The sequence below is a fragment of the Nocardioides jejuensis genome, assembly GCF_004337475.1.
Taxonomy (GTDB): domain Bacteria; phylum Actinomycetota; class Actinomycetes; order Propionibacteriales; family Nocardioidaceae; genus Nocardioides; species Nocardioides jejuensis.
Window position 1 is genome coordinate 19,382 of record NZ_SJZJ01000018.1, and the last position, 25,101, is coordinate 44,482.

Below are 25,101 nucleotides of genomic sequence, written 5' to 3' on the forward strand. Positions count from 1 at the left end.
GCGACCTGCGCGCGAGCATCCTGACCCGCGAGTTCCCGCCCGACGTCTACGGCGGCGCCGGTGTCCACGTCACGTTCCTGGCCCGTGAGCTCGCGAAGCTCGTCGACGTCGACGTGCAGTGCATGGGGGCGCCCCGCCCGGGCGCCACCGCGCACTCCGAGGAGGACGAGCGGCTCGCGGCGGCGAACTCTGCACTGCGCGTGCTCTCCACCGACCTCTCGATGACCGCTGCGGTGGAGGGCTCCGACCTGGTCCACTCCCACACCTGGTACGCCGCCATGGCCGGCCACTGGGCGAAGCTGCTCTACGGCGTCCCCCACGTCATCACCGCCCACTCCCTCGAGCCCGACCGCCCGTGGAAGGCCGAGCAGCTCGGCGGCGGCTACGCGCTGTCCTCGTGGGCCGAGCGGACGGCGTACGAGTCGGCAGATGCGGTCGTCGCTGTCAGCAGGGCGATGGTCGGCGACATCCAGCGCGCCTACCCGGCCGTCGACCCGGCGAAGATCCACGTGATCCACAACGGCATCGACGCGGACCTCTACTACCCCGATCCGGCACGCGACGTGCTGGACCGGATCGGCGTCGACCCGTCCCGGCCGTACGCCGCGTTCGTCGGCCGGATCACCCGGCAGAAGGGCGTCGCGCACCTGCTCCGGGCCGCACTCGACTTCGACCCGGACCTGCAGCTCGTGCTACTGGCCGGCGCGGCCGACACCCCTGAGCTCAAGGCCGAGACGGACGTGGCGATCACCGAGCTGCACGCGCGGCGTACGGGCGTGTTCGTGGTCTCCGAGATGTTGCCGCCCGAGGACGTCCGGCAGGTGCTGAGTCACGCGCTCTTCTTCTGCTGCCCGTCGGTCTACGAGCCGCTCGGCATCGTCAACCTCGAGGCGATGGCGTGCGGTGCAGCGGTGGTCGCGAGCCGTGTCGGTGGCATCCCGGACGTCGTCGTCGACGGCGAGACCGGGATTCTCGTGGCGTATGACGCCGACGACCCGGACGGCTTCGAGCGGGGCATCGCGGACGCCGCCAACCGGCTGGTCGCCGACCCCACGCTCGCGGCCCGGCTGGGCATCGCCGGCATGAACCGGGCCCGCGACGAGTTCGGCTGGGGGCCGATCGCCGAGCAGACGGCCGCGCTGTACCGCTCTCTGCTCTGACCGTTCGGCGGGTGCTTCCTCCGAGGCAGCACCCACCGATGACCGGTCAGTCGTCGTCGGGAATCGCGGGCAGCGAACCCGTGGGCAGCTCGGGGAGCACCACCTCGAAGTAGTGACGGGCCGCCTCGGACGTGCTGACGTCACGGCCGGCGCGCTCGGAGAGCAGCCAGCGCTGCTCGAGCACCTCGTGGAAGACCTCCGCCTCATCCCGCTTGCCACCCAGCTCGGGCGGGATCGCGGACACGATCGGGCTGTAGCACTCCAGCACCCACCGGCTCGCGGCAGCGGCCTCGGAGACCGGCCGGCCCGATTCCTGCTCGAGCCACGCACGGAAGCTCGCGATGTCAGCCAGCAGCCGACGCGCCTGCTGATCCTGGACGTCGAGTCCGGTCCGGCGCATCAGGAGACGGCGCCAGCGCCCGGGGTCGGCGACGCGGGTGCGCACGCGCACCGTCGAGCCGTCCTCCGCGGGCAGGAGCTCGACCTCGTCGACATCGAACCCCAGCTCCTCGATGCGTCGCATCCGTTCGCCGATGAGGTAGCGCTGCTCGTCCTTGGCGACGACGTCCTCGCGGTTCACCTCGTTCCAGAGGGCGTGATAGCGCTCGCGCACGCTCTCTGCGGTGTCGACGGGGTCGACGTCCTCGGCGAGGAGGCCACCCGCCTCGAGGTCCATCAGCTCGCCGCCGATCCGCTCGTAGGCGCAGTCCAGGTCCAGGCACCGCTGACCGACGCTCAGGGTCGCGTGGTGCTCCATCGTCTCGGCGTCGACGAGGTAGGCCTCGAGGTCACCGGCATCGAGCTTGAACAGGGTGTTGGACAGCGAGCAGTCGCCCCACAGGAAGCCGGCCAGGTGCAGCCGCACCAGGAGCTCGACCATCCCGCCGATCAGGGCGTCGAGCTGCGGCCCGGCCTGCATCGTGCTGAGCAGACGGCGGTACGTCGCGGAGTAGCCGAGGAAGCGGGTCACCAGGATCGAGTCCTGGCCCTCGCGATCCAGGCAGGCGCCCACCACCTCGACGGCGGGGATGCTCACGTCGGCGAGCTCACGGAGTGACCGGTACTCGCGGCGTGCAAGGTCGTCGGGGAGCTCCTTGAGGACGAACGTCCCCTCGGGGGTGTCGACGAAGCGCACGACGTGGCGATGGATGCCGGCGGTCGGCATCTCGACCAGGCGCTCGTCCTGCCAGGTCGCGAGCGGTCGCTCCCAGGGCAGGTCGAGCAGCCCGGCTGCGCCGTCCGCAGGCGGGCTGAAGATGAACCTCACGGCTCCACCTGCCCGCCTGCTCGGCGGGTCATGACCGGTGCAGCCAGGCCGTCGCGGCCCCGGGCAGGAACCCGTCGGGGGCCCCGCCTGCCGAGGCGAGGAGCACCTCGCCGGCAGGCAGCGGGACCGGCGATCCGCCCGTGTTCGTCCACACCTCGACGGGGCCGACGCGGAAGGCGACCACGTCGTCGGAGCGATGCACCCAGGCGAAGTCTGTAGCGCCCCTGAGGTACGTACGCCGCAACCGCAGCGCCGCGCGATAGAGGCTGAGGACCGATGCCGGATCGTCCTCCTGAGCGGTGACGCTGAACCGCTCCCAACCGGCCGGCTGCGGGAGCCACGGCGCGGCGTGGGCACCCGCTGGCGAGAAGCCGGACGCTGCACCGTCGCCGCCCCACGGGAGCGGGATCCGGCAGCCGTCGCGACCGACGTCACCGTCGGTGCTCATCTGGAAGACCGGGTCCCGGCGCGCCTCGTCCGGGATCTCCTCGACCTCCGGCAGGCCGAGCTCCTCGCCCTGGTAGAGGTAGACGGTGCCCGGCAGGGCGAGCACGAACAGGGTGGCCGCGCGCGCCCGGCGTACGCCGAGATCCAGGTCGGCCTTCTCGTCGGCCCACCGACGGCGGTCCCACGCGGAGTCGATGTAGTGCTCCGGCTGGCTGCGGGCATAGCGCGTGACGTGGCGGACGACGTCGTGGTTGGAGAGCACCCAGGTCGTCGTGCCGCCGGCGACCGCGACGGCGTCCCGCGCGCTGTCGACGACGGGAGCCATCGCGGCAGCCGAGAAAGGAACCCCGAGGAAGTCGAACTGGAACGCCGTGTGGAGCTCGTCGGGTCGCAGGTAGCGCGCCAGCCGCTCGTTGCCGGAGACCCAGGCCTCGGCGACGAAGATGCGCGGCGGGTCGTAGGAGTCGGCTACCCGCCGCCAGCCGCGGTAGATCTCGTGGACCCCGTCGTTGTCCCAGGCGGGGTGCGTGTGGTCGTTGCGCAGGAGCCCCATCGGGCCGTCGGCGTCGGCGAAGCTCTGGTCCTTGACCAGGCCGTGCGCCACGTCGACCCGGAAGCCGTCGACACCCCGGTCGAACCAGAACCGCAGGATCTCCTCGAACTCGGCGCGGACCTCGGCGTTCTCCCAGTCGAGATCGGGCTGCGCGGGCGCGAAGAGGTGGAGGTACCACTCGCCGGGGGTGCCGTCCGGGTGAACTAGCCGCGTCCAGGCCGGGCCTCCGAAGACGCTCTTCCAGTTGGTGGGCGGCAGCTCGCCGTGCTCACCCTTGCCGGGGCGGAAGAGGTAGCGGGCACGCGCTGCGGCATCGCCCGCCAGCGCCGCCTGGAACCATGCGTGCTGGTCGGACGTGTGGTTCGGGACGATGTCCAGGATCACCCGGAGCCCCGCAGCGTGTGCCTCCGCGATCAGCAGGTCTGCCTCGGCAAGCGTGCCGTACGCCGGCTCGATGTCGCGGAAGTCGGCGACGTCGTAGCCACCGTCGGCCTGCGGCGAGGGATACCAGGGGTTGATCCAGATCGCGTCGACGCCGAGCTCGGCGAGGTACGGGATCCGGGCTCGCAGGCCGGCGAGGTCGCCGACGCCATCGCCGTCTCCATCTGCGAAGGAGCGGATGTAGACCTGGTAGACCGCTGCGTCGGCCCACCAGGGAGCGGCGGAGTCACTGTGCAGCAAGGGGGTTGACCTTTCCTGTCGGAGCGAGCGCGTCCCGTCGGGGCGGGTCGGCGCCAGGGCGGGAAACGGTGACGGCGGCGCAGGCTGCCGCGAATTCGAGCAGGCCCCGGAGGGCGGCCTCGTCGAGAGAACGCAGCCGCGCCTCGTGCCGGCGACCCAGCAGGTCCGCGTCGGAGAGCGCAGCGAGCAGGCCCGCCATGAACGAGTCACCTGCGCCGATCGTGTCGACCAGGTCGACAGCGGGAACAGGCACCCGGGCCGTGGCGCCCGGGCTGACGGCGTACGACCCGTCGGCACCGTGGGTGACGACCACGAGTGCGGGGCCGAGGGCGAGCCAGCGCCCGGCGACCTCGTCGAGGTCGTCGTCCGGGTAGAGCCACTCCAGGTCCTCGCTGCTGGCCTTGACCACGTCGGCCAGGCCGACGAGCTCCTCGATCCGGGCGCGAGCCGAGTCGCGGTCACCCATCAGCGCGGGGCGCACGTTCGGGTCGTACGAGATCGTGGCCGACGTGCAGTGCCGGCGGACCGTCTGCGCGGCCACCGCTGCACCCGGGGCGAGCAGCGCCCCGATCGAGCCGGTGTGCACGAGTCGCGGGCGGTCGAGGACCGCGGGCTCGAGGGACCACTCGAGGTCGAACTCGTACGTCGCGGCACCGTGTGCGTCGATGATCGCGGTCGCCGTCGACGTACGGCGGGCCGAGGGGGGAACGACCAGCGTGACGTCGTTCTCCGCCAGGTGGACCTCGATCATCGCGCCGTAGTCGTCGTCTGCGCCGATCGACGTGTGCAGCGCCGCCGGTACGTCGAGCCGGCTCAGGCCGACCGCGACGTTCAGCGGGCTCCCGCCGACCCGGGCAACCGTTGGCTGCCCGGGACGGCGGATCAGGTCGACCAGCGCCTCGCCGATGACCAGGACCGGCCCGGACACCTGCCGCTCCGGCCGCACCTGGTCAGGCCGCGTCTGATCAGGCAGAGAGGCGGACACCGGTCTCCTTGTCGAAGACGTGCACGTGCGCCGGATCGGTGGTGACGTGCAGGACGTCGCCCTTGCTCGTCGCGTCGCGCCCGTGGGCACGCACGATGATGTCGTGCGGGGTCCCCTGTGCCTCACACGTGCCGTAGACGAACGCGTCGGCGCCGAGCTCCTCGATCACGTTCACCGTGACCGGCAGACCCTCACCGGCGCCGACCAGGCGCCAGTTCTCCGGGCGAACGCCGACCACGACCGCGCCGTCCATCCGCTTGGCCGCCACCGGGTCGACCGGAATCGGGTAGCCACCAACGGTCACCTGTCCGTTGACCGCGATCCCCTCGAGCAGGTTCATCTGCGGCGATCCGATGAAGCCGGCGACGAAGAGGTTGGCCGGCTTGTCGTAGAGGGCCAGCGGGGTGTCGCACTGCTGGATGACGCCGTCCTTCATCACCGCGACACGGTCGCCCATCGTCATCGCCTCGACCTGGTCGTGGGTGACGTAGACGGTCGTGACGCCGAGCTCGCGCTGGAGCTTGGCGATGTCGGTGCGGGTCTGCACGCGCATCTTCGCGTCCAGGTTGGACAGCGGCTCGTCCATGCAGAAGACCTGCGGCTTGCGGACGATCGCCCGACCCATCGCCACACGCTGGCGCTGACCACCGGACAGGGCCTTCGGCTTGCGGTCCAGGTACTCGGTCAGCGACAGCATCGCGGCCGCCTCCTTGACCCGCCGCTCGCGCTCCTCCTTGCCGACCTTCGCCATCTTCAGGGCGAAGCCCATGTTCTCCGCCACCGTCATGTGCGGATACAGCGCGTAGGACTGGAAGACCATCGCGATGTCACGGTCCTTGGGGGCCATCGCGGAGACGTCACGGTCACCGATGTGGATCGTGCCCGCGTTCACCTCCTCCAGACCGGCCAGCATCCGCAGGGTCGTGGACTTGCCACACCCCGACGGGCCGACCAGGACCATGAACTCGCCGTCCTCGATCTCGAGGTCGATGCCGGGAACAGCGGGCGAATCCGTGCCGGGGTACCACCGCTGGGTGCCGGTGAAGGTCACTCGTGCCATGGAAATTTCTCCTTCGAACGTGGTGCGGGTCAGCCCTTGACGCCGCCGGCCGTCAGGCCGTCGACGATCCGCCGCTGGAAGGCGAGGACCATGAGGATGAGGGGGATGGTGACGACCGTGCCCGCAGCCATGACCGCGGTGTAGGGCTCGACGTGGGGCTGCGTGCCGTTGAAGCTCGCGATCGCCACCGTGACCGGCTGCGACTTGTCGTTGCTCAGCTGGCTGGCGATCAGGAACTCGTTCCACGCCGCGATGAAGGCGAGGATCGCCGTGGTCACCACGCCGGGTGCGGCGAGCGGCAGCATGATCTTGGTGAACGCCTGGCGCTTGGTCGCGCCGTCGATGCGGGCTGCTTCCTCGAGCTCCCATGGCATCTCACGGAAGAACGCGGTCAACGTGTAGATCGTCAGCGGGAGCACGAAGGAGATGTCGGGGATGATCATCGCCTGGTAGCTGCCGTACCAGCCGATGTTGCGGAACAGCTGGAAGAGCGGGGTCACCAGCGCGACGCCGGGGAACATCGAGGCCGCGAGGATCACGGCGAGGATCGCGTTCTTGCCCGGGAAGCGCAGGCGCGCCATGGCGTACGCCGTGAAGACACCGACGACCAGACCGATCGCCGTCACGACGCCGCCGATGAAGACGCTGTTGAGCAGGGACCGGCCGAAGTGGTTGCGGCTGGTGTCGAAGACCGTGCGGAAGTTGTCCAGGGTCACGTGGGTCGGCCACGGGGTGGGGTCGAACGTGAACTGCAGGTCGCGGAACGCGGTGACGACCATCCAGTAGAACGGGGCGAGGCCCCAGACCACGATGAGGGCGACGCCGAGGTACGTGCGCGCGCTGCGCCAGCGGGAGGTGGTGGTCATCGCTTCGCCTTCACCTTCGGCTCGGCCCCGGTCGCGTTGGCGCCGAGGAACTTGACGAACAGGAACGCGACGCCGAAGACCAGCAGGAAGGTCAGCGTCGAGAGCGCCGCAGCACTGTTGAAGCCGTTGCGCGACTCGTTGATCACCAGGATCGACAGGGTCGTGGTGTCGTTGCCGTCGCCGGCTCCACCGCCGGTCATGATGTACGGCAGGTCGAACATCCGGAGCACGTCGAGCGTGCGGAAGAGCAGCGCGACGACGACCGCGGGCTTGACCAGCGGGACGGTGATCGCCCAGAACCGCTGCCAGGCACTGGCTCCGTCGACCTTCGCGGCCTCGTAGACGTCCTCGGAGATCAATTGCAGGCCGGCCAGGATGAGCAGCGCCATGAACGGCGTCGTCTTCCAGACGTCGGAGACGATGATCGCGCTCCGCGCTGCCCACTTGTCGCCGAACCAGACCACGTGGGCGCCAAACAGCGTGTTGGCGATGCCGTCGTAGCTGAAGATGAAGTACCAGAGCTTGGCGGTCACGGCGGTCGGGATCGCCCACGGGATCAGGACTGCCGCGCGCACGAGGCTGCGCCCGCGGAATTTGCCGTTCATGATCGTCGCGAACCAGAAGCCGAGGACCAGCTCGATCGTCACCGTGACCACGGTGAAGAAGAGCGTGATGCCCACGACCTCCCAGAACGACGACCCGGTGTTGCCCGGCGGACAGGCGACGTCGCCGCAGCGCTGCAGAAGCCAGTGCTTGTAGTTATCCAGGCCGGCGAAGCCGCCCTGGACGAAGAAGCCGTTCTCGACGTGCTGGTCGGCCTGGAACGACATCCAGATCGCGCGAGCGACCGGGTAGCCGATCACCAGGGCGAGGACGGCCAGGGCGGGCGCCACCAGCAGCAGGGCGCGCCTGGTCTCGTGCGGGTCCAGGGAGTTCCCCCGGGCCCGGCGACGCGAGAGGCGTCGCCGGGCCGGGGCAGGCGCCGTGGACCCGGATTCCTTGCGTGTCATCGCAGTTCTCCGGAGTGCGGTCGGGTCACTGACCCGACGACGCAGCCTTGATCGCGGCGGCCATGTCCTTGACCGCCTGGGCAGACGTCTTGTCGCCCTTGATCGCGGCGTACGCGTTGTCCTGGACCGCCTTGGTGACGGCCTGGTAGAACGGCGTGATCGGGCGCGGGACGGCGTTCTCGATCGAGGTGAGCAGCGTCGGCAGGTACGGGTACTTCTTCACCAGCGCCGGGTCCTTGTAGACCTCGGTCCGGATCGGGGCGAGCGAGCCCTTGCCGAGGAAGAGCGACTGCGCCTCCTCGGACTCGAGGTACTTCAGGAAGTCGATCGCGGTCGCCTTGTGGTCGGAGTAGGCGCTGATCGCGGCGTTGTGACCGCCGAGCGTCGAGGCACCCACGCCATCGAAGCCGGGGAGCGGAGCGACGTCGAACTTGCCCTTGACCTTCGAGCTGGCCTCGCCCGACGCCAGGCTGTAGACGTAGGGCCAGTTGCGCAGGAAGAGCAGCTTGCCCGACTCGAAGGACTGTCGGCCCTCCTCCTCCTGGTAGGTGATCGCCTGCTTGGGGATGTCCCCGTCCTGGTAGGCCTTGGCGAGCACCTCGAGGCCCTTGGTCGCCTCGGGGCTGTCGACCGTCGGCGTCTTGCCGTCCGTGCCGACGATCGAGCCGCCGGCGCCGTTGATCGCCTCGGAGGCGTTGACCGTGAGGCCCTCGTACTTGTTGAACTGACCGGCGTAGCAGTCGATGTGCGCCTGCTTCGCGATCGCGCAGTCAGCGAAGAGCTCGTCCCAGGTCTTCGGCGGGGTCTTCACGAGGTCGGAGCGGTAGTAGAGCATGCCGCCGTCGCTGGTCATCGGCGCCGCGTACTGGGTGCCGTTGTACTGCGCGCCCTTGACCGCCGAGTCGAGCAGACCGTTGGTGTCGATGGCGAGGTCGCCCTTGAGCGGCTGGAGGTAGCCCTTGGCCGCGAACTCCGCGGTCCACACCAGGTCGACGGAGACGACGTCGTAGTCGGCGTTCTTCGCGTCGAAGTTGCGGACCAGGTCGTCGTGCTGCTGGTCGGCCGCGGCCGTCTGCTCCTTGAGCGTGACCTTCTCGTCGGGGTGCTCGGCGTTCCACCGGGCGATGACCTCGTGGGTCGCGTTGTCGTTGACCTTGCCCTGGACGTACGTGATCGGACCGCGGTCCTTCAGGTGCGCGGCGAACGCGTCGTTGGAGGACGAGCCACCACCACCGCCACAGGCGGCGAGGGGAAGCGCGAGAGTGCTGAGCGCAGCGACGGAGGCTGCAATGCGGGCGTGACGCATGGGTACTTCCTTTGTGTGCGGGTCGATCAGGAACGACGGAGCCAGGCGGCGCTGTCGGGGGCCAGGAAGCCGGCAGGGGCTCCCGGGCTGGAGGCGAGGAGGACCTCGCCAGCGGGCAGCGCGACCGGGGTGGAGCCGGTGTTGAGCCAGACCTCGACGTCGCCGTGCCGGAACGCGGCGACGTCGTCGGACGTGGGTACCCACGCGAAGCCGGTGGCACCGGCCAGGTGGGCCCGCCGCAGCCGGAGCGCGCGGCGGTACAGGTGGAGCACGGAGCCCGGGTCGGACTCCTGGTCTGCGGCGTTGAAGTGGGACCAGTTCGCGGGCTGCGGGAGCCAGGGCTCCGCGGTGGCACCGGCAGGGCTGAAGCCGTGCGCGGCGCCCTCGCCACCCCACGGGAGCGGGATGCGGCAGCCGTCGCGACCGACGTCGCCGTTGTCGGCCTGCAGGAACGTCGGGTCCTGGCGCGCTGCATCCGGGACGTCCTCGACCTCGGGGAGGCCGAGCTCCTCGCCCTGATAGACGTAAGCCGTGCCGGGCAGGCCGAGGATGAAGAGGGCGGCCGCGCGCGCCCGGCGTACGCCGAGATCCAGGTCGGCCTCTTCGTGCGGCCAGCGCAGGCGGTCCCACGAGGACTCGACCATCGCGTCCGGCTGGCTGCGCGCGTAGCGGGTGACGTGGCGGACGACGTCGTGGTTGGAGAGGACCCACGTGCTCGTGCCGCCCGCGAGGGCGGAGGCGGCACGGGCGTCGTCGACGACCTCCTTCATGTAGCCCGCGTCGAACGGCGCGCGCAGGAAGTCGAACTGGAAGGCGGTGTGCAGCTCGTCGGGGCGCAGGTAGCGCGCGAGCCGCTCGTTGCTCTGCACCCAGGCCTCGGCGACGAAGACCCGGGGCGGGTCGTAGGAGTCGGCGATGCGGCGCCAGTCGCGGTAGATCTCGTGGACCCCGTCGCGGTCGAAGCCGGGGTGCTCATAGGCATGCGGAGCCGACGGGTCGTGGTCGCCCGCGTCGGGCAGCCCGTCCTCCTTGATCAACGCGTGCGCCACATCGATGCGGAAGCCGTCGACGCCGCGGTCGAACCAGAACCGCAGGACGTCCTCGAACTCGGCACGGACCTCGGGGTTCTCCCAGTTCAGGTCGGGCTGCTCGGGCGCGAAGAAGTGGAGGTACCACTCACAAGGGTTGCCGTCGGCATCCGTCGTACGCCGCCAGGCGGGGCCGCCGAAGATGCTCTCCCAGTTGTTGGGCGGGAGCTCGCCGGCCTCGCCCTTGCCCGGGCGGAAGAGGTAGCGGTCGCGGGCCGCCTCGTCACCGGCGAGGGCAGCCTGGAACCACGCGTGCTGGTCGGAGGTGTGGTTGGGGACGATGTCGAGGATCACCCGGATGCCCGCGGCGTGGGCCTCGGCGATCAGCAGGTCCGCCTCCGCGAGCGTCCCGTACGCCGGCTCGATGTCGCGGTAGTCGGCGACGTCGTAGCCCGCATCGGCCTGCGGCGACGGGTACCAGGGGTTGATCCAGATCGCGTCGATGCCGAGCTCCGCGAGGTACGGGATGCGCGCGCGGAGGCCGGCGATGTCGCCGAGACCGTCGCCGTCACCGTCCGCGAACGAGCGGATGTAGACCTGGTAGACGACCGCGTCGGCCCACCAGGGGCCGCGCTCGGGGGCCACGTCGTCAGACCCGGTGAGGGTCACGGAGGCGGTGGTCGTGGACTGCAGCAAGGGGATCGCCCTTCCATGAGAAGACCGTGATCACGGTCACGTAAACGTTTGCGTTAGATCGTGGCGGCCGTCACACTCGACTGTCAAGGGGTCGATGCGAAGTGACCCGAACCGGCAACGCCCGAAGTCTCGGCAGGAGGCGTCTAGATTGAGCCGCGTGGTGGAGCGCTCCGAGATCAACATGGCCGACGTCGCGCGTCGCGCCGGGGTCTCCGTAGCGACGGTGTCCCGCGCGATGCGCGGCCTGCCCGGCGTCGGCGAGGCGACGCGCGCCCGGATCCTCGAGATCGCGGACGAGCTCGCGTACGTCATCTCGCCGGAGGCCTCCCGCCTGTCCGGCGGCCAGACGGGGCGCGTCGGGGTCGTCGTTCCCGCGACGGAGAAGTGGTTCTACGGCGAGATGCTGGCCGCGATCGAACGCCGCCTGCGCGAGGCCGACCTCGACGTCCTGCTCTACCAGGTCAGCGACGCCGAGGTGCGCGGCCGGTTCTTCCGCGACCTGCCCACCCGGCGCAAGGTCGACGGTGTCGTGCTCATCGCCCTGCCACTACCCCAGCACGAGGTCGACCGACTCGACCTGCTCGGCGTCGAAGTGGTCGTGGCCGGCGGACGGATCAAGGACTTCGCGCACGTCGAGGTGGACGACCGGGCCATCGCAGCCACCGCGGTCGAGCACCTCGTCGGCCTCGGCCACCGGCGCATCGCGATGATCCGCGCGACGATCTACGGCGACGAGCACTGGGCGCCGGACAGCCAGCGGCTCGAGGGATACCTGCAGGGCCTTGCCGACGCCGGCATCCCCGCCCGTGAGGAGTACGTCGTGTCGGTGCCCTTCACGCCTCTCGACGGAGCAACCGGCGCCGAAGAGCTGCTCGCGCTGGCGGAGCCACCCACCGCGATCCTCTGCTTCTCCGACGAGATCGCGTTCGGCGCCCTGCAGGGGGCGCGCCGCTCCGGCCACCGTGTGCCGGAGGACGTCTCGATCGTCGGGATCGATGACCACCCTCTCGCCGCCGTCATGGGACTCACGACGGTCCGGCAGGACGTCGCCGCCCAGGGCGAGATGGCTGCGGAGATGATCCTGCGTCGGCTCGCCCACCTGCCCGTCAAGGACGTCGTCGAACCGCACGAACTGGTGATCCGCGCTTCGACGGCGGCACCGCCGACCTGATCCCGACTTTTGCACGCAAAAGATCGTAAGAAGGGTTGCTAGCGCGCATATATCGGTCTACCGTCGGAGGACTGCCCCCTGAAGGAGTCCCGATGACCGGCGCCGCGCCGACCGATACGCCCACGCACCCCGTCCTCGAGCAGGTGCTCGCCCGTGTGGTGGAGCGCAGCAGCGAGGGACGTCGGGTCTACCTCGAGCGGATCCGCAACGCCGCGATCATCGGCCCCGCGCGCGGGCAGCTCGGCTGCGCGAACCTCGCCCACGGCTTCGCCGCGGCCCTCCCGGACGACAAGACCGCGCTCCGCAAGAGCCGGCGGCCCAACCTCGCCATCGTGTCGGCGTACAACGACATGCTCTCGGCACACCAGCCCTTCGAGACCTACCCCGCCCAGCTCAAGGCGGCAGCGGCGAAGGCTGGCGCCATAGCGCAGTTCGCGGGCGGCGTACCGGCCATGTGCGACGGCGTGACCCAGGGCCGCGACGGCATGCAGCTCTCGCTCTTCAGCCGCGATGTCATCGCCATGTCGGCGGCGATCGCGCTGTCGCACGACATGTTCGACGGCGCGCTCATGCTCGGCGTCTGCGACAAGATCGTGCCCGGCCTGCTGATCGGCGCGCTCTCCTTCGGCCAGCTTCCCACCGTCTTCGTGCCGGCCGGACCGATGACCTCCGGCATCCCCAACGGCGAGAAGTCGCGGGTCCGGCAGCTCTTCGCCGAGGGCAAGGTCGGCCGCGAGGAGCTGCTCGAGGCCGAGGCGGCGTCGTACCACTCGGCGGGCACGTGCACCTTCTACGGCACCGCCAACTCCAACCAGCTGCTCATGGAGGTGCTCGGCCTGCACCTGCCCGGCGCGAGCTTCGTCAATCCCGGCACCCCGCTGCGTGCGGCGCTCACCGACGCCGCCGCGCAGCGCGCCGCCGCGATCACCTGGGCAGGTGATGAGTTCACGCCGATCGGCGAGATCGTCGACGAGAAGGCCGTGCTCAACGCCTGCATCGCGCTGCTCGCCACCGGCGGCTCGACCAACCACACGATGCACCTGGTCGCGATCGCCGCAGCGGCCGGCATCACGCTGACCTGGGACGACCTCTCGGACCTGTCTGCCGTCGTGCCGCAGCTCGCGCGGATCTACCCCAACGGCTCCGCCGACGTGAACCACTACCAGGCCGCGGGCGGCCTGGCGTTCACGATCCGCACCCTGCTCGACCACGGTCTGCTCTTCGAGGACGTCCTCACCATCGCCGGCCCGGGCCTGCGCCGCTACACCGCCGAGCCGCGCCTGGTCGACGGTGAGCTGGCCTGGGTCGACGGCCCCGAGACGAGCCTCGACCTCGACGTGCTCCGGCCGGTCGACGCGCCGTTCGCGGCGGACGGCGGACTGCGAATCCTGCGCGGCAACCTCGGCACCAGCGTCATCAAGACCTCGGCCGTGGCCCCCGAGCACCGCGTCGTCACGGCGCCCGCGCGCGTCTTCGACGACCAGGCCGACCTGCTGCTGGCGTTCCAGGACGGGCACCTGCACGGCGACATGGTGGCGGTCGTCCGTTACCAGGGCCCGCGCGCCAACGGCATGCCCGAGCTCCACAAGCTCACGCCGGTCCTCAGCTCGCTGCAGGACAAGGGACACCGGGTCGCGATCGTCACCGACGGCCGGATGTCTGGCGCCTCGGGCAAGGTCCCGGCCGCCATCCACATGACCCCCGAAGCGGCCGACGGCGGGCCGATCAGCCTGGTCCGCGACGGTGACCTGATCACCGTCGACGGCGACACCGGCACGGTCACCTGGCACGTCGACGGCGCCGAGCTCCCGCTGCGCGAGCCCACCGGCCGGGCCCTTTCCGACGCAGAATGGGTGGGCACGGGACGCGACCTGTTCAGCATGTTCCGCCACCATGTGGGGACGGCCGACACGGGCGCCAGCGTCTTCGCGACACCCTCCCCCATCACCGCCCGCCCCACCCGCACCGCCACCCTCGTCGAGGAGAACGCATGACCACCTCCCTGCTCGACCGCGTCCCGGTCGTTCCCGTCGTCGTGGTCGAGGACCTCGCGCACGCCGTGCCTCTGGCTCGCGCCCTCGCGCGCGGCGGGCTCCCGGTCGTCGAGCTGACGCTGCGTACGCCGGTCGCGCTCGACGCCATCCGGGCGATCGCCGAGGAGGTGCCCGAGGTGCTCATCGGCGCGGGCACGATCGTCGAGCCGAAGCAGGCCGCCCTCGCGGTCGAGGCCGGCGCCGGCTTCCTGGTCTCCCCCGGCTGCACGCCCTCGATCCTGGACGCGATGACCGAGACCGGCGTTCCGTTCCTGCCCGGCGTCGCGACCGTCAGCGAGGTGCTTGCTGCGTACGAGCGCGGTCTGACCGAGCTCAAGTTCTTCCCCGCCGAGGCGGCGGGCGGCCGTGCCTATCTGAAGTCCATTGGCGGCCCGCTCCCGCAGGTGCGCTTCTGCCCGACCGGCGGCATCACCCCGGCGTCCGCACCCGACTACCTCGCCCTGCCGAACGTCGGCTGCGTCGGCGGCTCGTGGCTCACCCCGGCCGCTGCTCTCGCTGCCGGCGACTGGGACGCGATCGAGGCGCTCGCCCGCGCGGCCTCACTGCTCGGAGGGCAGAAGTGACCCTCGCGATCGGCGTCGACATCGGTGGCACCAAGGTTGCCGCCGGCGTCATCGACACGAGCACGGGCACGATCATCGACCGGCTGCGCCAGCCGACACCCGCTCATGACGGCGACGCGATGGCGAACGCCGTCATCGCGGTCGTGCGCGACCTCGCCCAGCGCCACGCCGTCGTGGCAGTCGGCCTAGGCGTGCCGGGCTTCGTCAACCGGACGCGTGACGACATCCTGACCGCGCCCAACCTGGCCCTCCCCTCGCGGTCGCTGGCCGCCCTCGTGCGCGAGGGCACCGGCCTGCCGACCACCCTCGAGAACGACGCGAACGCCGCGACGTGGGCCGAGTGCCGCTTCGGCGCGGCGATCGGTCACGACGACGTCCTCATGATCACCGCCGGCACCGGCATCGGCGGTGGCGCAGTGCTCGGCGGGCAGCTCCATCGGGGCGGGGCGGGCACGGCCCTCGAGGTCGGCCACCTGCGCGTCGTGCCCGACGGGCTCCCGTGCGGCTGCGGCAAGCGCGGCTGCTGGGAGAGCTACGGCTCCGGTTCCGCGATGACGCGGAGCGCCCGGACCCTCGTGGCCGCCGGCGCGCCCGGCTCCGAGGCACTCGCCGCGCGGGCCGGCGGTGACCCTGACGCGCTCGACGGCGCGATGGTGACCGCGGCAGCCGTGGCCGGCGACCCGCTGGCGCGCCGCGTCCTCGCCGAGGCTGGTGCCTGGCTCGGAGCGGGGATCGCGAGCCTCGTGGCCGTGCTCGACCCGTCGGTGATCGTCGTCGGCGGTGGCCTCGGCGACGCCGGGGCCCTCGTGTTCGACCCCCTGCGCGCGTCCTACGCAGACCTCGTCAGCCCCCGCGGCCCGGCGCCCGTCCCCTCGGTCATCGCCGCTGCGCTGGGCAACGACGCCGGGATGGTCGGCGTGGCCGACCTCGCCGCGCGCGAGGTCGCGGCGACCACCGTCGCCGTCTGAGGCGGCCGCGGCCACCATCGCTCGGCCGCAGCCCCTTGGTCTGCTGTGTATATGAGGTCACGAACTGACCTCATATACACAGCAGACGGACCACCTCCGGTGGCGCAGGACCGTCCGCGCGTGTGCGTCGACGGGCGCGCTGTCACGCCTCCAGCGCGGCGCCGACGACCTCGCGTGCCTCGGCCTGGACCTGCGCCAGGTGCTCGGGGCCGCGGAACGACTCGGCGTAGATCTTGTAGACGTCCTCGGTGCCCGAGGGCCGGGCGGCGAACCATGCCGACTCGGTGACCACCTTGAGGCCACCGATCGCAGCACCGTTGCCGGGCGCGGCGGTGAGCTTGGCGGTGATCGGCTCACCCGCGAGCTCGGTCGCAGAGACATCGGCCGGCGCGAGGGCAGCGAGGCGCGCCTTCTGCGTGCGGTCGGCGGGCGCATCGATCCGCGCGTACGCCGGCGCCCCGTGCCGCGCGGTCAGGTCGGCGTACAGCGCGCTCGGGGTGGAGCCGGTGACGGCGAGGATCTCGCTGGCGAGCAGCGCCAGCAGGATGCCGTCCTTGTCCGTGGTCCAGGTCGTGCCGTCCTTGCGGAGGAACGACGCACCGGCCGACTCCTCGCCGCCGAAGCCGAACGATCCGTCGACCAGCCCGGGCACGAACCACTTGAAGCCGACCGGCACCTCGACCAGCGGGGCGCCGACGTCCGCCGCAACGCGGTCGAGCATCGAGGACGAGACGAGCGTCTTGCCGATCCGCGCCGACGCGGGCCAACCCGGGCGCGCCCCGCCGAAGAGGTAGCCGATGGCAACGGCGAGGTAGTGGTTCGGGTTCATCAGACCCGCGTCCGGCGTGACGATGCCGTGGCGGTCCGCGTCGGCGTCGTTGCCGGTCGCGATGTCGTACGCCGACGCCTGCTGCACGAGGCTGGCCATCGCGTGCGGGGACGAGCAGTCCATCCGGATCTTGCCGTCCCAGTCGAGCGTCATGAAGCGCCAGGTCGGGTCGACGAGCGGGTTGACCACCGTCAGGTCGAGCCGGTGACGCTCCGCGATCGCCGCCCAGTAGTCGACGCTCGCGCCGCCGAGCGGGTCCGCACCGATCCGTACGCCGGCGCCACGGATCGCGTCGAGGTTGAGCACCGACGGCAGGTCGTCGACGTACGAGCCGAGGAAGTCGTAGCGACCGGCGCGCGGGAGCGCTGCGGCGTACGGCACCCGGCGTACGCCGACCAGGCCGGCCTCGATCAGCTCGTTGGCGCGGGCTGCGATCACCGACGTCGCGTCGGTGTCGGCGGGGCCGCCGTGCGGCGGGTTGTACTTGAAGCCACCGTCGGCCGGCGGGTTGTGCGAGGGGGTGACGACGATGCCGTCGGCCAGTCCGGGACCGCTTGTCCGGCCGGCGTTCGCGTTGAGGATGGCATGGGAGAGCGCCGGGGTCGGCGTGTAGCCGTCGGCGGAGTCGATCAGCACGGTGACGTCGTTGGCGATGAGGACCTCGAGGGCGGTCACCATGGCCGGCTCGGAGAGCGCGTGGGTGTCACGGCCGAGGAAGAGCGGGCCGTCATAGCCGCAGGACGTGCGGTACTCGCAGATCGCCTGCGTGATCGCGGCGATGTGCTGCTCGTTGAACGACCCCTTGAGCGAGGAGCCGCGGTGGCCGCTCGTGCCGAAGGCGACGCGCTGGTCGGGGTCGGTCGGGTCCGGAAGCACGCTGAAGTACGCCGTCACCAGACGGGGTACGTCGACGAGGTCGGTGGGCAGGGCGATCAGGCCGGCTCGTTCCATGGCAGAACGGTAGTCGTCACGTTCTGTCATATTCAAGACCTAAGTGGGGTTGTAACAACACAAAAGGTGCCTTACTGTCGGTGTGACCACGGCCACGACTCCCACCCTGGAGAACCCTCATGGGCAGCCAGACCCCGGCCCCTTGCGACATCGTCGTCTTCGGAGGCACCGGCGACCTCGCGCTCCGCAAGCTCCTCCCGGCGCTCTACCACCAGTTCCGCGACGGGCACCTCGCCACCGGGACCACGGTGATCGCGTGCTCGCGTGCCGGCCTCGACGACGCCGGCTACCGCGCCAAGGTGGCCGGTGACCTGCCGGCGTTCCTCGGCCACGACACGACGGGCGCCGACCTCGACCAGTTCGTCGCGCGGCTGCAGCACGTCAGCCTCGACATCGAGATCGAGGAGGAGTGGCAGCCGCTCGTCGAGCGGATCACCCGCGACGGTGTCGACCCCGACCGCGTGCGCGTCTACTACCTCGCCTGCGCGCCGGCGCTGTTCGGCCCGATCGCCGCCGCGCTCGACCGCAATGGCCTGATCAACGAGCACTCACGGGTCGTCCTGGAGAAGCCGATCGGCCGCGACCTCGCCTCCGCTCGGGCGATCAACGACGCCGTCGGCGCCGTCTTCGACGAGTCGCAGATCTTCCGGATCGACCACTACCTCGGCAAGGAGTCGGTCCAGAACCTGCTGGTCACCCGCTTCGCCAACTCGATCTTCGAGCCGATCTGGAACAGCGGCGCCATCGACCACGTGCAGATCACCGTCGCCGAGTCGCTCGGTGTCGGCACCCGCGGCGGCTACTACGACCGCTCCGGCGCGCTGCGCGACATGGTGCAGAACCACCTGCTCCAGCTGCTCTGCCTGGTCGCGATGGAGCCCCCGACGACCGTCGACCGTGAGACGGTCCGCGACGAGAAGCTCAAGGTGCTGCGCGCCCTCAAGCCGATCGGCGCGGCCGACGTCCCCCACGTCACCGTTGCCGGGCAGTACGCCGCCGGGCTGGTCGACGGCGCTGCCGTCCCGTCGTACGTCGCGGACAGCGAGTGCCCCGGCAGCGGCACGGAGACCTTCGCCGCCCTGCGCGTCGAGGTGCAGAACTGGCGCTGGGCGGGCGTGCCGTTCTACCTGCGCACCGGCAAGCGGATGCCCGAGCGCTACTCGGAGATCGTGATCCAGTTCAAGCCGGTCCCGCACCCGATGTTCCCGCACGCCGAAGGCACCGCGAGCGCCAACCGGCTGGTCATCGGCCTCCAGCCCGACGAGGGCATGAAGCTCCAGCTGACCGCGAAGGAGCCGGGCCCCGGCGGCATCCGGCTGCGGCCGGTCTCGCTCGACCTCGACTACGCCTCGGCGTTCGAGCGCCGGGCACCCGAGGCGTACGAGCGGCTGCTGATGGATGTCGTCCGCGGCAACCCGACGCTCTTCATGCGCCGCGACGAGGTCGAGACCGCATGGGCCTGGGCGGAGCCGATCCTGGCTGCCTGGGAGGACGGCGGCCGCCGGGTCCAGACCTACCCTGCAGGGACGGCCGGGCCGGTCGCCGCGAGCACCCTTCTCGAGCGCGACGGCCGCAGCTGGCACGAACGCGAGCGGTGAGGACGACACATGACGATCCGATGGGGCATTGCCGGCACCGGCGCGATGGCTGAGGAGTTCGTGCGCGACTTCGCGCACGTCTCCGGCGCCAGGATCACGGCAGTCGGCTCGCGCCGCCCCGCGTCAGCGGAGGACTTCGCGGCACGGCACGGCATCGCGACGGCACACGGCTCCTACCGGGCGCTGATCGAGAGCGCGGACGTCGACGTCGTCTACGTGGCGACCCCACACCCCCAGCACCACGCCATCGCGCGCGCCGCGATCGAGGCGGGCAAGGCGGTGCTGGTCGAGAAGGCCTTCACCGCGACCCTCGCCGGTGCACAGGACCTGGTCGACCTCGCCCGCGCCCGCGGGGTCTTCTGCATGGAGGCGATGTGGACCCGCTTCCAGCCCGCCGTGGTCCAAGCCCGCGCACTCGTCGACAGCGGCGAGATCGGCGAGGTGCGCACCGTGCAGGCCGACCTCGGCGCTTATCGCACCTACGACCCCGCCAGCCGGCTCTTCGCCACCGACCTCGGCGGCGGCGCGACCCTCGACCTCGGGGTCTACCTCGTCTCGATCGCCCAGCACTTCCTCGGCAGCCCGGCGCGCGTCCACGCCGCGGGGTCGGCGTACCCGAACGGCGCGGACGCGACCGTCAGCATGCTCCTCGCGTACGACGACGGCCGCTCGGCCACCCTTCTGGCCAGCCTCGAGAGCGAGACCCCGGGCCGTGCGGTCATCGGTGGCACCCTCGGATCGATCGAGATCGCGCCGCGCTTCCACCACCCCGACACCCTCGTCATCCGCCGCCCCGGCGTGGCCGCGGAAACGCTGGTCCTGCCGCCCACCGGCCGTGGCTACTGCCACGAGGTGGACGAGGTGAACCGCTGCCTGGCGGCCGGCCTCACCGAGAGCGCCGTCGTGCCGCTGCAGGACACCCTCGACGTGCAGGCGGCCCTCGAGTCGGTCCTCCACCAGCTCGGCATCACGCCGCACGAGGACCCCACTCCCCTCTGACCTGCTCCACCGGCCGACTCCGGTCGGCACCGCCCCGAAAGGCCCGTCATGCCCCTCGCCCCCGATCCGTCCGCGCCCGACCGCAACCTCGCGCTGGAGCTCGTCCGCGTCACCGAGGCGGCCGCCATCGCCGCCGGCCGCTGGGTCGGCCGCGGCGACAAGAACGGTGCGGACGGCGTGGCCGTCAACGCGATGCGCGCGATGCTCTCCAGCGTCGACATGGACGGCACCGTCATCATCGGCGAGGGCGAGAAGGACGACGCCCCGATGCTCTTCAACGGCGAGCGCGTCGGCACCGGACACGGCCCCGCCTGCGACGTCGCGGTCGACCCGGTCGACGGCACCACCCTCACCGCCAAGGGCATGAACAACGCCGTCGCCGTGCTCGCCGTCGCTCCCCGGGGCGCGATGTTCGACCCCTCGGCCGTCTTCTACATGGAGAAGCTGGTCACCGGCCCCGAGGCCGCCGACGTCGTCGACATCCGGCTCTCCGCCACCGAGAACGTACGCCGGGTGGCGGCCGCCAAGAAGATGGCCGTCGAGGACGTGACCGTCGTCCTGCTCGACCGGCCGCGGCACACCGCGCTGGCCGAGGAGATCCGGGCTGCCGGAGCGCGAATCATGTTCATCTCCGACGGCGACGTGGCCGGCGCGATCATGGCCGCGCGGCCCGACACCGGCATCGACCTGATGCTCGGCATCGGGGGTACGCCGGAGGGCATCATCACCGCCTGTGCCATGAAGTGCCTGGGCGGCACCATCCAGGGGCGGCTGTGGCCGACCGACGAGGCCGAGCGCCAGCGGGCCCTCGACGCCGGCCACGACCTCGACCCGGACACGGTGCTGCACACCGAGGACCTGGTCAGCGGGGACGACTGCTTCTTCGCGGCGACCGGCATCACCGACGGCGAGCTGATGAAGGGCGTCCGCTACCACGCGGGCAGCGCCTCGACCGACTCGCTCGTCATGCGCTCGCGCTCCGGCACGATCCGCCGGATCACCTCCGACTACCGCCTCGGCACCGGGCCGTCGGCATCATGACGGGATGACCCGCCACCCTGCGCTCCGCTCGCGCGATGCGGTGATGCTCGCCTTCTTCCTCAACGGCTTCGTCTTCGCGTCCTGGGCCTCACGCATCCCGGATACCCGCGCTGCCCTCGGACTCGGCAACGGCGAGCTCGGCCTGCTGCTCTTCTCGATCGCCGTCGGATCGGTGCTGACCCTGCCGAGCAGCGGCGCGCTGATCACCCGCTGGGGTGCGTCGACGGTGCTTCGCGCGGGCGTCACGATCGGCCTGGTCGGCCTGGTCGTCGCCGCGCTGTCCGTCGGCGTGCTCGGCACGGTGCCGCTCACCGTCGCCGGCCTGATGGCCTACGGCCTGGGCAGCGGCAGCTGGGACGTCGCGATGAACGTTGAGGGCGCCGCGGTCGAGCACCGGCTGGGCCGGGCGATCATGCCGCGCTTCCACGCCGGGTTCAGCCTCGGCACCGTCGCGGGCGCCGGTGCGGGCGCGGCGGCCACGGCCCTCGGCGTACCCGTCGCGTGGCACCTGGGCCTGACCTCCCTCGTCGCCCTGGTCCTGGTCCACCTGACCGTCGGCAACTTCCTGCCGCGCAGTGTCGAAGCAGCCGAGACCGCGTCGACCACCTCGACACTGGCGGCCTGGCGCGAACCCCGCACGCTCCTGATCGGGCTGATGGTCTTCGCCTGCGGCGTCTCCGAGGGCAGCGCCAACGACTGGCTCGCGCTCGGCCTCATCGACGGGTACGACGCACCCCACTGGCTCGGCGTCGCCGGCTTCGGCCTCTTCGTGGCCTGCATGACCGCGAGCCGGTTCGTCGGTACGACGCTGCTCGACCGCTTCGGACGCGTCGCCCTGCTCGCCGCGACCACGGTGCTCGCGGCGCTGGGCGTGGCCATGGTGGGGCTGGGCAACCACCCATCGATGGCCGCTATCGGCATCGTGCTGTGGGGCGTCGGCGCCGCGCTCGGGTTCCCGGTCGGGATGAGCGCCGCCTCGGACGACCCGGTCCACGCGGCAGCGCGCGTCAGCGTCGCCTCGACGATCGCCTACAGCGCCTTCCTCGCCGGGCCGCCGCTGCTCGGCGTACTCGCGGAGCACGTGGGGCCGCAGCACGCGCTGCTCGCCGTGGCGCTGTTGCTGGTGCCGAGCGCGCTGCTGGTCAGGGCCACCCGGCCGCTGCCGGTGACGACAAGTCGCGTGGCCGCCTGACGCACGCCCCTCAGGGCAGCTGGGCTCCGCGCGCGGTCGCCCAGACGGCGTACCACTCCTCGTGGGTGAGGCGTGAGGGCTCCGCGCCGGCCTCGCGGCAGGCGGCGATGCGCGCCGGGTTGGTCGTGCCGATGACCGGCACGATGCCCGCCGGGTGCTGCTGGAGCCACCACAGGAGCACGGTCTCCGGCGTCGTGTCGTGCACCCGCGCGAGCTCGCCGAGCAACGTCGCGACGGCGTCGTCGCCGGGCTCCTTCGGCAGGCCGGTGAACCTGCCGTTGGCGAGAGCGCCCCACGCCTGCAGCTCGATGCCCTCGGCTCGGCAGAACTCCACGGTCCCGTGCGGGAAGCCGACGTCGGCAGACGCGGGCGTGTTGACGAGGACGCTGCCCTCGAGCCAGGCGCGGCGGTGCAGACCCATCTCGAGCTGGTTGACGACCAGCCGCGGCGCCGTGTGCGCCTGGAGCGCGGTGATCTGCGCCGCGCTCATGTTGGAGACGCCGACGGACCGCACCACGCCCTCGTCGTGGAGCCCGGTCAGGGCGGCGCCGATCTCCTCGGGCGGGGTGAGCGGGTCCGGTCGGTGCAGCAGCAGCGCGTCGAGGTTGTCGGTGCCCAGCCGCTCCAGGATCCCGTGCACGCGCGCCCGGATCGTCCCGGCGCGGAGGTCGTACATCTGGGGGCTGTCGGCGGTCGCGAGCCGGATGCCGCACTTGCTCTGGATCTGGATCCGCGCGCGCAGCTCGGGCGCGCGCTTGAGGACCTCGCCGAAGATCGACTCCGCGGACCCGTGGCCGTAAATGTCGGCGTGGTCGAAGCGGGTGATGCCCGCATCGAGGGCCGCTGCGATGGCGGCCTCGGCCCGCGCGAGATCGGCGGCGCCCAGCGCCTCCCCGTCCCAGCGGCCGAGCCCCATGCAGCCGTAGATCAGACCGCTGCTCATGCGTTCACCCTAGCCACGCGCGGCTGGAGCCAACGACCGGGCAGAATCGTCGCGTGCGCATGATCCACGTCAACGGCTCGGTGGCGGAGTTCCACGAACGGGTGATCCCCGACGACCTCGATGCCCCGGAGGTCTGGCTCTTCGAGCCCGCCCAGCGGTCGCTCGTCCTCGGCAGCGCACAGGACCCGACGACGGCGCGCGCCGATGCCGCGTCCGCCTACGGTGTGAGCGTCGTACGCCGACGCAGTGGCGGCGGGGCCGTCTACGTCGACCCGTTGCGCTGCCTGTGGTTCGACGTCGTGCTGCCGCGCAGCGATGCCCGCTGGAGCGACGACGTCCGGGAGTCGACGTACTGGCTGGGCGAGGCCTGGATGCGGGCACTGCGGGCGTCCGGCTTCGACGCCTCCCTGTACGAGGGCGGGCTCGAGCAGACACCGTGGGGTCGCCTGGTCTGCTTCGCCGCGCTCGGCCCGGGCGAGGTGCTCATCGACGGCCGCAAGGCGGTCGGCATCTCCCAGCGGCGCACGCGGGCAGGCGCACGGTTCCAGTGCATCGTCTACGACCACTGGGACCCGTATGACGTCCTCGACCTGCTCGAGCTGAGCCCCGAGGACCGGCTCGCCGCCGCCTCCGACCTGGCCGGCATCGCCACGGGCGTCGGCGGCAAGCTGGACGTCGTGCGCGACGCGATCATGCAGGAGCTGCTTGGCGCGTGACCCATGCACTGAGAACATCAGTCCATGGAGATCGACACCATCCGTGCATTCCTCGCCGTCGCTGACGGCCGGACGGTGACGGAGGTGGCCGAGCGGTCGCACCGCACTCAGCCCGCGATGTCGCGCGCCCTCGCCCGGCTCGAGCGCGAGGTCGGCACCCAGCTCTTCCAGCGCGTCGGTCGCGGCCTCAACCTCACCCCCGCCGGCCGCGAGCTCGTCCCCCACGCCCGCGAGATCGTCGACGCCTTCGACCGCGGCGTCCGCGCCGTCGATGACATGGCCCGGCCGGACGGCGGCCTCGTGCCGGTCGCGTTCCTGCACACGCTCGGCACCTGGCTGGTCCCCGAGCTGATCCGCGGCTTCCGCGTCGAGCGGCCCAACGTCCGCTTCGACCTCCGCCAGCACGGCGACGAGGGCCTGGTCAGCGACCTGCTCGACGGCGTCGTCGACCTGGCGATCACGGCCGACCGGCCGGACCACCCCAACATCCAGAGCCGTCGGCTGCTGCTCGAGCCGCTGCGGGTCGTCGTACCGCCGGACCATCCGCTGGCACGCCGCCGGATGATCAGACTGGAGGAGGTTGCGAACGAGACCTTCATCGCCCTGCGCCCCGGGTTCAGCCTGCGGGCGATCACCGAGGACCTGTGCGCGAAGGCCGGGTTCACGCCGCGGATCGGCTTCGAGGGCGAGGAGGTCGAGACGCTGCGCGGCCTGGTCTCCGCCGGCCTGGGCGTCGCGCTGATCCCGGAGCCGCACGTCGGCGTACCTGCATCGCCACACCTGCGGGTCGCCGACATGGCGGCAAGCCGCGAGATCAGCCTCGCCTGGCTGGAGGGCCGCAAGCTCGCGGCGCCGTCCGAGCACTTCCGCACGCACACGCTGCAGCAGTCGAAGCAGATCGCTGCCCGACTCGGGCGCTGACCCGGACGGCTGATTCATACGCTTGGTGCATGAATCGTGGGCTTCGATGACATTGGACGCATGACAGGCACCACGGAATGATGGGTGACACCGCTC

21 protein-coding genes are annotated in these 25,101 nt (G+C 71.3%); 11 read left to right on the top strand and 10 right to left on the bottom strand.

Annotated elements, in window-relative coordinates; genetic code table 11:
- Positions 1 to 5 precede the first annotated feature (5 nt).
- On the top strand, positions 6 to 1,160 hold the full coding sequence (gene glgA, locus EPD65_RS11460) for a glycogen synthase (RefSeq protein ID WP_131584299.1): 1,155 nt from the start codon (positions 6 to 8) through the stop codon (positions 1,158 to 1,160).
- Positions 1,161 to 1,206: 46 nt separating this feature from the next.
- On the opposite strand, the gene EPD65_RS11465 is transcribed toward glgA, so the two are convergent.
- The 8 genes from EPD65_RS11465 to EPD65_RS11500 are packed head-to-tail and all read right to left on the bottom strand — an operon-like array spanning position 1,207 to position 11,059.
- On the bottom strand, positions 1,207 to 2,427 hold the full coding sequence (locus EPD65_RS11465; protein ID WP_131584238.1) for a DUF4032 domain-containing protein: 1,221 nt from the start codon (positions 2,425 to 2,427) through the stop codon (positions 1,207 to 1,209).
- 28 nt (positions 2,428 to 2,455) lie between these two features.
- Complete coding sequence (locus tag EPD65_RS11470) at positions 2,456 to 4,108, bottom strand: glycoside hydrolase family 13 protein (protein ID WP_131584240.1); 1,653 nt, start codon at positions 4,106 to 4,108, stop codon at positions 2,456 to 2,458.
- Positions 4,095 to 5,036: a carbohydrate kinase family protein gene (locus tag EPD65_RS11475; RefSeq protein ID WP_131584242.1), complete on the bottom strand. Its 942-nt coding sequence runs from the start codon at positions 5,034 to 5,036 to the stop codon at positions 4,095 to 4,097. The genes EPD65_RS11470 and EPD65_RS11475 overlap by 14 nt, the downstream gene beginning before the upstream one ends.
- Positions 5,037 to 5,073: 37 nt before the next feature.
- The gene (locus tag EPD65_RS11480; protein WP_131584244.1) at positions 5,074 to 6,153 is read right to left on the bottom strand and encodes an ABC transporter ATP-binding protein; all 1,080 of its coding nucleotides are present in this window, start codon (positions 6,151 to 6,153) and stop codon (positions 5,074 to 5,076) included.
- Between the two features lie 29 nt (positions 6,154 to 6,182).
- A complete protein-coding gene (locus EPD65_RS11485; protein WP_131584246.1) occupies positions 6,183 to 7,019 on the bottom strand; it encodes a carbohydrate ABC transporter permease in 837 nt (278 codons plus the stop codon).
- On the bottom strand, positions 7,016 to 8,029 hold the full coding sequence (locus EPD65_RS11490) for a carbohydrate ABC transporter permease (protein WP_131584248.1): 1,014 nt from the start codon (positions 8,027 to 8,029) through the stop codon (positions 7,016 to 7,018). Before EPD65_RS11490 ends, EPD65_RS11485 begins: the two co-directional genes overlap by 4 nt.
- Positions 8,030 to 8,054: 25 nt before the next feature.
- On the bottom strand, positions 8,055 to 9,335 hold the full coding sequence (locus EPD65_RS11495; RefSeq protein ID WP_131584250.1) for an ABC transporter substrate-binding protein: 1,281 nt from the start codon (positions 9,333 to 9,335) through the stop codon (positions 8,055 to 8,057).
- A gap of 26 nt (positions 9,336 to 9,361) precedes the next feature.
- Entirely contained in the window at positions 9,362 to 11,059 is a 1,698-nt protein-coding gene (locus EPD65_RS11500; RefSeq protein ID WP_243640563.1) for a glycoside hydrolase family 13 protein, read from the bottom strand.
- Positions 11,060 to 11,216: 157 nt separating this feature from the next.
- Here EPD65_RS11500 and EPD65_RS11505 point away from each other — a divergent pair, with 157 nt between their 5' ends.
- The 4 genes from EPD65_RS11505 (at position 11,217) to EPD65_RS11520 (ending at position 15,815) form a co-directional block, all read left to right on the top strand.
- A complete protein-coding gene (locus EPD65_RS11505) occupies positions 11,217 to 12,230 on the top strand; it encodes a LacI family DNA-binding transcriptional regulator (RefSeq protein ID WP_131584252.1) in 1,014 nt (337 codons plus the stop codon).
- A 92-nt stretch (positions 12,231 to 12,322) separates the two neighbouring features.
- Complete coding sequence (gene edd, locus EPD65_RS11510; protein ID WP_131584254.1) at positions 12,323 to 14,224, top strand: phosphogluconate dehydratase; 1,902 nt, start codon at positions 12,323 to 12,325, stop codon at positions 14,222 to 14,224.
- Complete coding sequence (locus EPD65_RS11515; RefSeq protein WP_131584256.1) at positions 14,221 to 14,847, top strand: bifunctional 4-hydroxy-2-oxoglutarate aldolase/2-dehydro-3-deoxy-phosphogluconate aldolase; 627 nt, start codon at positions 14,221 to 14,223, stop codon at positions 14,845 to 14,847. Before edd ends, EPD65_RS11515 begins: the two co-directional genes overlap by 4 nt.
- A complete protein-coding gene (locus EPD65_RS11520; RefSeq protein ID WP_131584258.1) occupies positions 14,844 to 15,815 on the top strand; it encodes an ROK family protein in 972 nt (323 codons plus the stop codon). The genes EPD65_RS11515 and EPD65_RS11520 overlap by 4 nt, the downstream gene beginning before the upstream one ends.
- Positions 15,816 to 15,957: 142 nt before the next feature.
- Here the strand turns inward: EPD65_RS11520 and pgm are convergent, their stop codons facing one another.
- Positions 15,958 to 17,595 (bottom strand): phosphoglucomutase (alpha-D-glucose-1,6-bisphosphate-dependent), encoded by a 1,638-nt coding sequence (gene pgm, locus EPD65_RS11525; RefSeq protein WP_131584260.1) that lies wholly within the window; start codon positions 17,593 to 17,595, stop codon positions 15,958 to 15,960.
- Positions 17,596 to 17,714: 119 nt separating this feature from the next.
- Here pgm and zwf point away from each other — a divergent pair, with 119 nt between their 5' ends.
- Genes zwf through EPD65_RS11545 form a run of 4 tightly spaced genes read left to right on the top strand, consistent with a single transcriptional unit; the run spans position 17,715 to position 22,425 of the window.
- On the top strand, positions 17,715 to 19,193 hold the full coding sequence (gene zwf / locus EPD65_RS11530) for a glucose-6-phosphate dehydrogenase (RefSeq protein WP_131584262.1): 1,479 nt from the start codon (positions 17,715 to 17,717) through the stop codon (positions 19,191 to 19,193).
- A gap of 9 nt (positions 19,194 to 19,202) precedes the next feature.
- Complete coding sequence (locus tag EPD65_RS11535; protein WP_131584264.1) at positions 19,203 to 20,192, top strand: Gfo/Idh/MocA family protein; 990 nt, start codon at positions 19,203 to 19,205, stop codon at positions 20,190 to 20,192.
- 48 nt (positions 20,193 to 20,240) lie between these two features.
- A complete protein-coding gene (gene glpX / locus EPD65_RS11540; protein ID WP_131584266.1) occupies positions 20,241 to 21,233 on the top strand; it encodes a class II fructose-bisphosphatase in 993 nt (330 codons plus the stop codon).
- A gap of 4 nt (positions 21,234 to 21,237) precedes the next feature.
- Positions 21,238 to 22,425 carry an MFS transporter gene (locus tag EPD65_RS11545; protein ID WP_131584268.1) on the top strand — a complete coding sequence of 396 codons (1,188 nt, stop codon included), beginning with the start codon at positions 21,238 to 21,240 and terminating at the stop codon, positions 22,423 to 22,425.
- Positions 22,426 to 22,435: 10 nt separating this feature from the next.
- Here the strand turns inward: EPD65_RS11545 and EPD65_RS11550 are convergent, their stop codons facing one another.
- Positions 22,436 to 23,368 carry an aldo/keto reductase gene (locus tag EPD65_RS11550; RefSeq protein WP_207891523.1) on the bottom strand — a complete coding sequence of 311 codons (933 nt, stop codon included), beginning with the start codon at positions 23,366 to 23,368 and terminating at the stop codon, positions 22,436 to 22,438.
- 59 nt (positions 23,369 to 23,427) lie between these two features.
- Here EPD65_RS11550 and EPD65_RS11555 point away from each other — a divergent pair, with 59 nt between their 5' ends.
- Together EPD65_RS11555 and EPD65_RS11560 are read left to right on the top strand one after the other, a co-directional pair.
- Positions 23,428 to 24,084 (top strand): lipoate--protein ligase family protein, encoded by a 657-nt coding sequence (locus EPD65_RS11555; RefSeq protein WP_243640565.1) that lies wholly within the window; start codon positions 23,428 to 23,430, stop codon positions 24,082 to 24,084.
- Between the two features lie 24 nt (positions 24,085 to 24,108).
- Positions 24,109 to 25,005: a LysR family transcriptional regulator gene (locus tag EPD65_RS11560; RefSeq protein WP_131584272.1), complete on the top strand. Its 897-nt coding sequence runs from the start codon at positions 24,109 to 24,111 to the stop codon at positions 25,003 to 25,005.
- Positions 25,006 to 25,101 lie beyond the last annotated feature (96 nt).

What these genes read in the sequence shown, in the direction of transcription:
- EPD65_RS11480 (WP_131584244.1), bottom strand. Translation starts at nt 6,153, where the DNA reads ATGGCACGAGTGACCTTCACCGGCACCCAGCGGTGGTACCCCGGCACG.
- EPD65_RS11485 (WP_131584246.1), bottom strand. Translation starts at nt 7,019, where the DNA reads ATGACCACCACCTCCCGCTGGCGCAGCGCGCGCACGTACCTCGGCGTC.
- EPD65_RS11490 (WP_131584248.1), bottom strand. Translation starts at nt 8,029, where the DNA reads ATGACACGCAAGGAATCCGGGTCCACGGCGCCTGCCCCGGCCCGGCGA.
- EPD65_RS11495 (WP_131584250.1), bottom strand. Translation starts at nt 9,335, where the DNA reads ATGCGTCACGCCCGCATTGCAGCCTCCGTCGCTGCGCTCAGCACTCTC.
- edd (WP_131584254.1), top strand. Translation starts at nt 12,323, where the DNA reads ATGACCGGCGCCGCGCCGACCGATACGCCCACGCACCCCGTCCTCGAG.
- EPD65_RS11515 (WP_131584256.1), top strand. Translation starts at nt 14,221, where the DNA reads ATGACCACCTCCCTGCTCGACCGCGTCCCGGTCGTTCCCGTCGTCGTG.
- pgm (WP_131584260.1), bottom strand. Translation starts at nt 17,595, where the DNA reads ATGGAACGAGCCGGCCTGATCGCCCTGCCCACCGACCTCGTCGACGTA.
- zwf (WP_131584262.1), top strand. Translation starts at nt 17,715, where the DNA reads ATGGGCAGCCAGACCCCGGCCCCTTGCGACATCGTCGTCTTCGGAGGC.
- EPD65_RS11535 (WP_131584264.1), top strand. Translation starts at nt 19,203, where the DNA reads ATGACGATCCGATGGGGCATTGCCGGCACCGGCGCGATGGCTGAGGAG.
- glpX (WP_131584266.1), top strand. Translation starts at nt 20,241, where the DNA reads ATGCCCCTCGCCCCCGATCCGTCCGCGCCCGACCGCAACCTCGCGCTG.
- EPD65_RS11545 (WP_131584268.1), top strand. Translation starts at nt 21,238, where the DNA reads ATGACCCGCCACCCTGCGCTCCGCTCGCGCGATGCGGTGATGCTCGCC.
- EPD65_RS11550 (WP_207891523.1), bottom strand. Translation starts at nt 23,368, where the DNA reads ATGAGCAGCGGTCTGATCTACGGCTGCATGGGGCTCGGCCGCTGGGAC.
- EPD65_RS11555 (WP_243640565.1), top strand. Translation starts at nt 23,428, where the DNA reads ATGATCCACGTCAACGGCTCGGTGGCGGAGTTCCACGAACGGGTGATC.
- EPD65_RS11560 (WP_131584272.1), top strand. Translation starts at nt 24,109, where the DNA reads ATGGAGATCGACACCATCCGTGCATTCCTCGCCGTCGCTGACGGCCGG.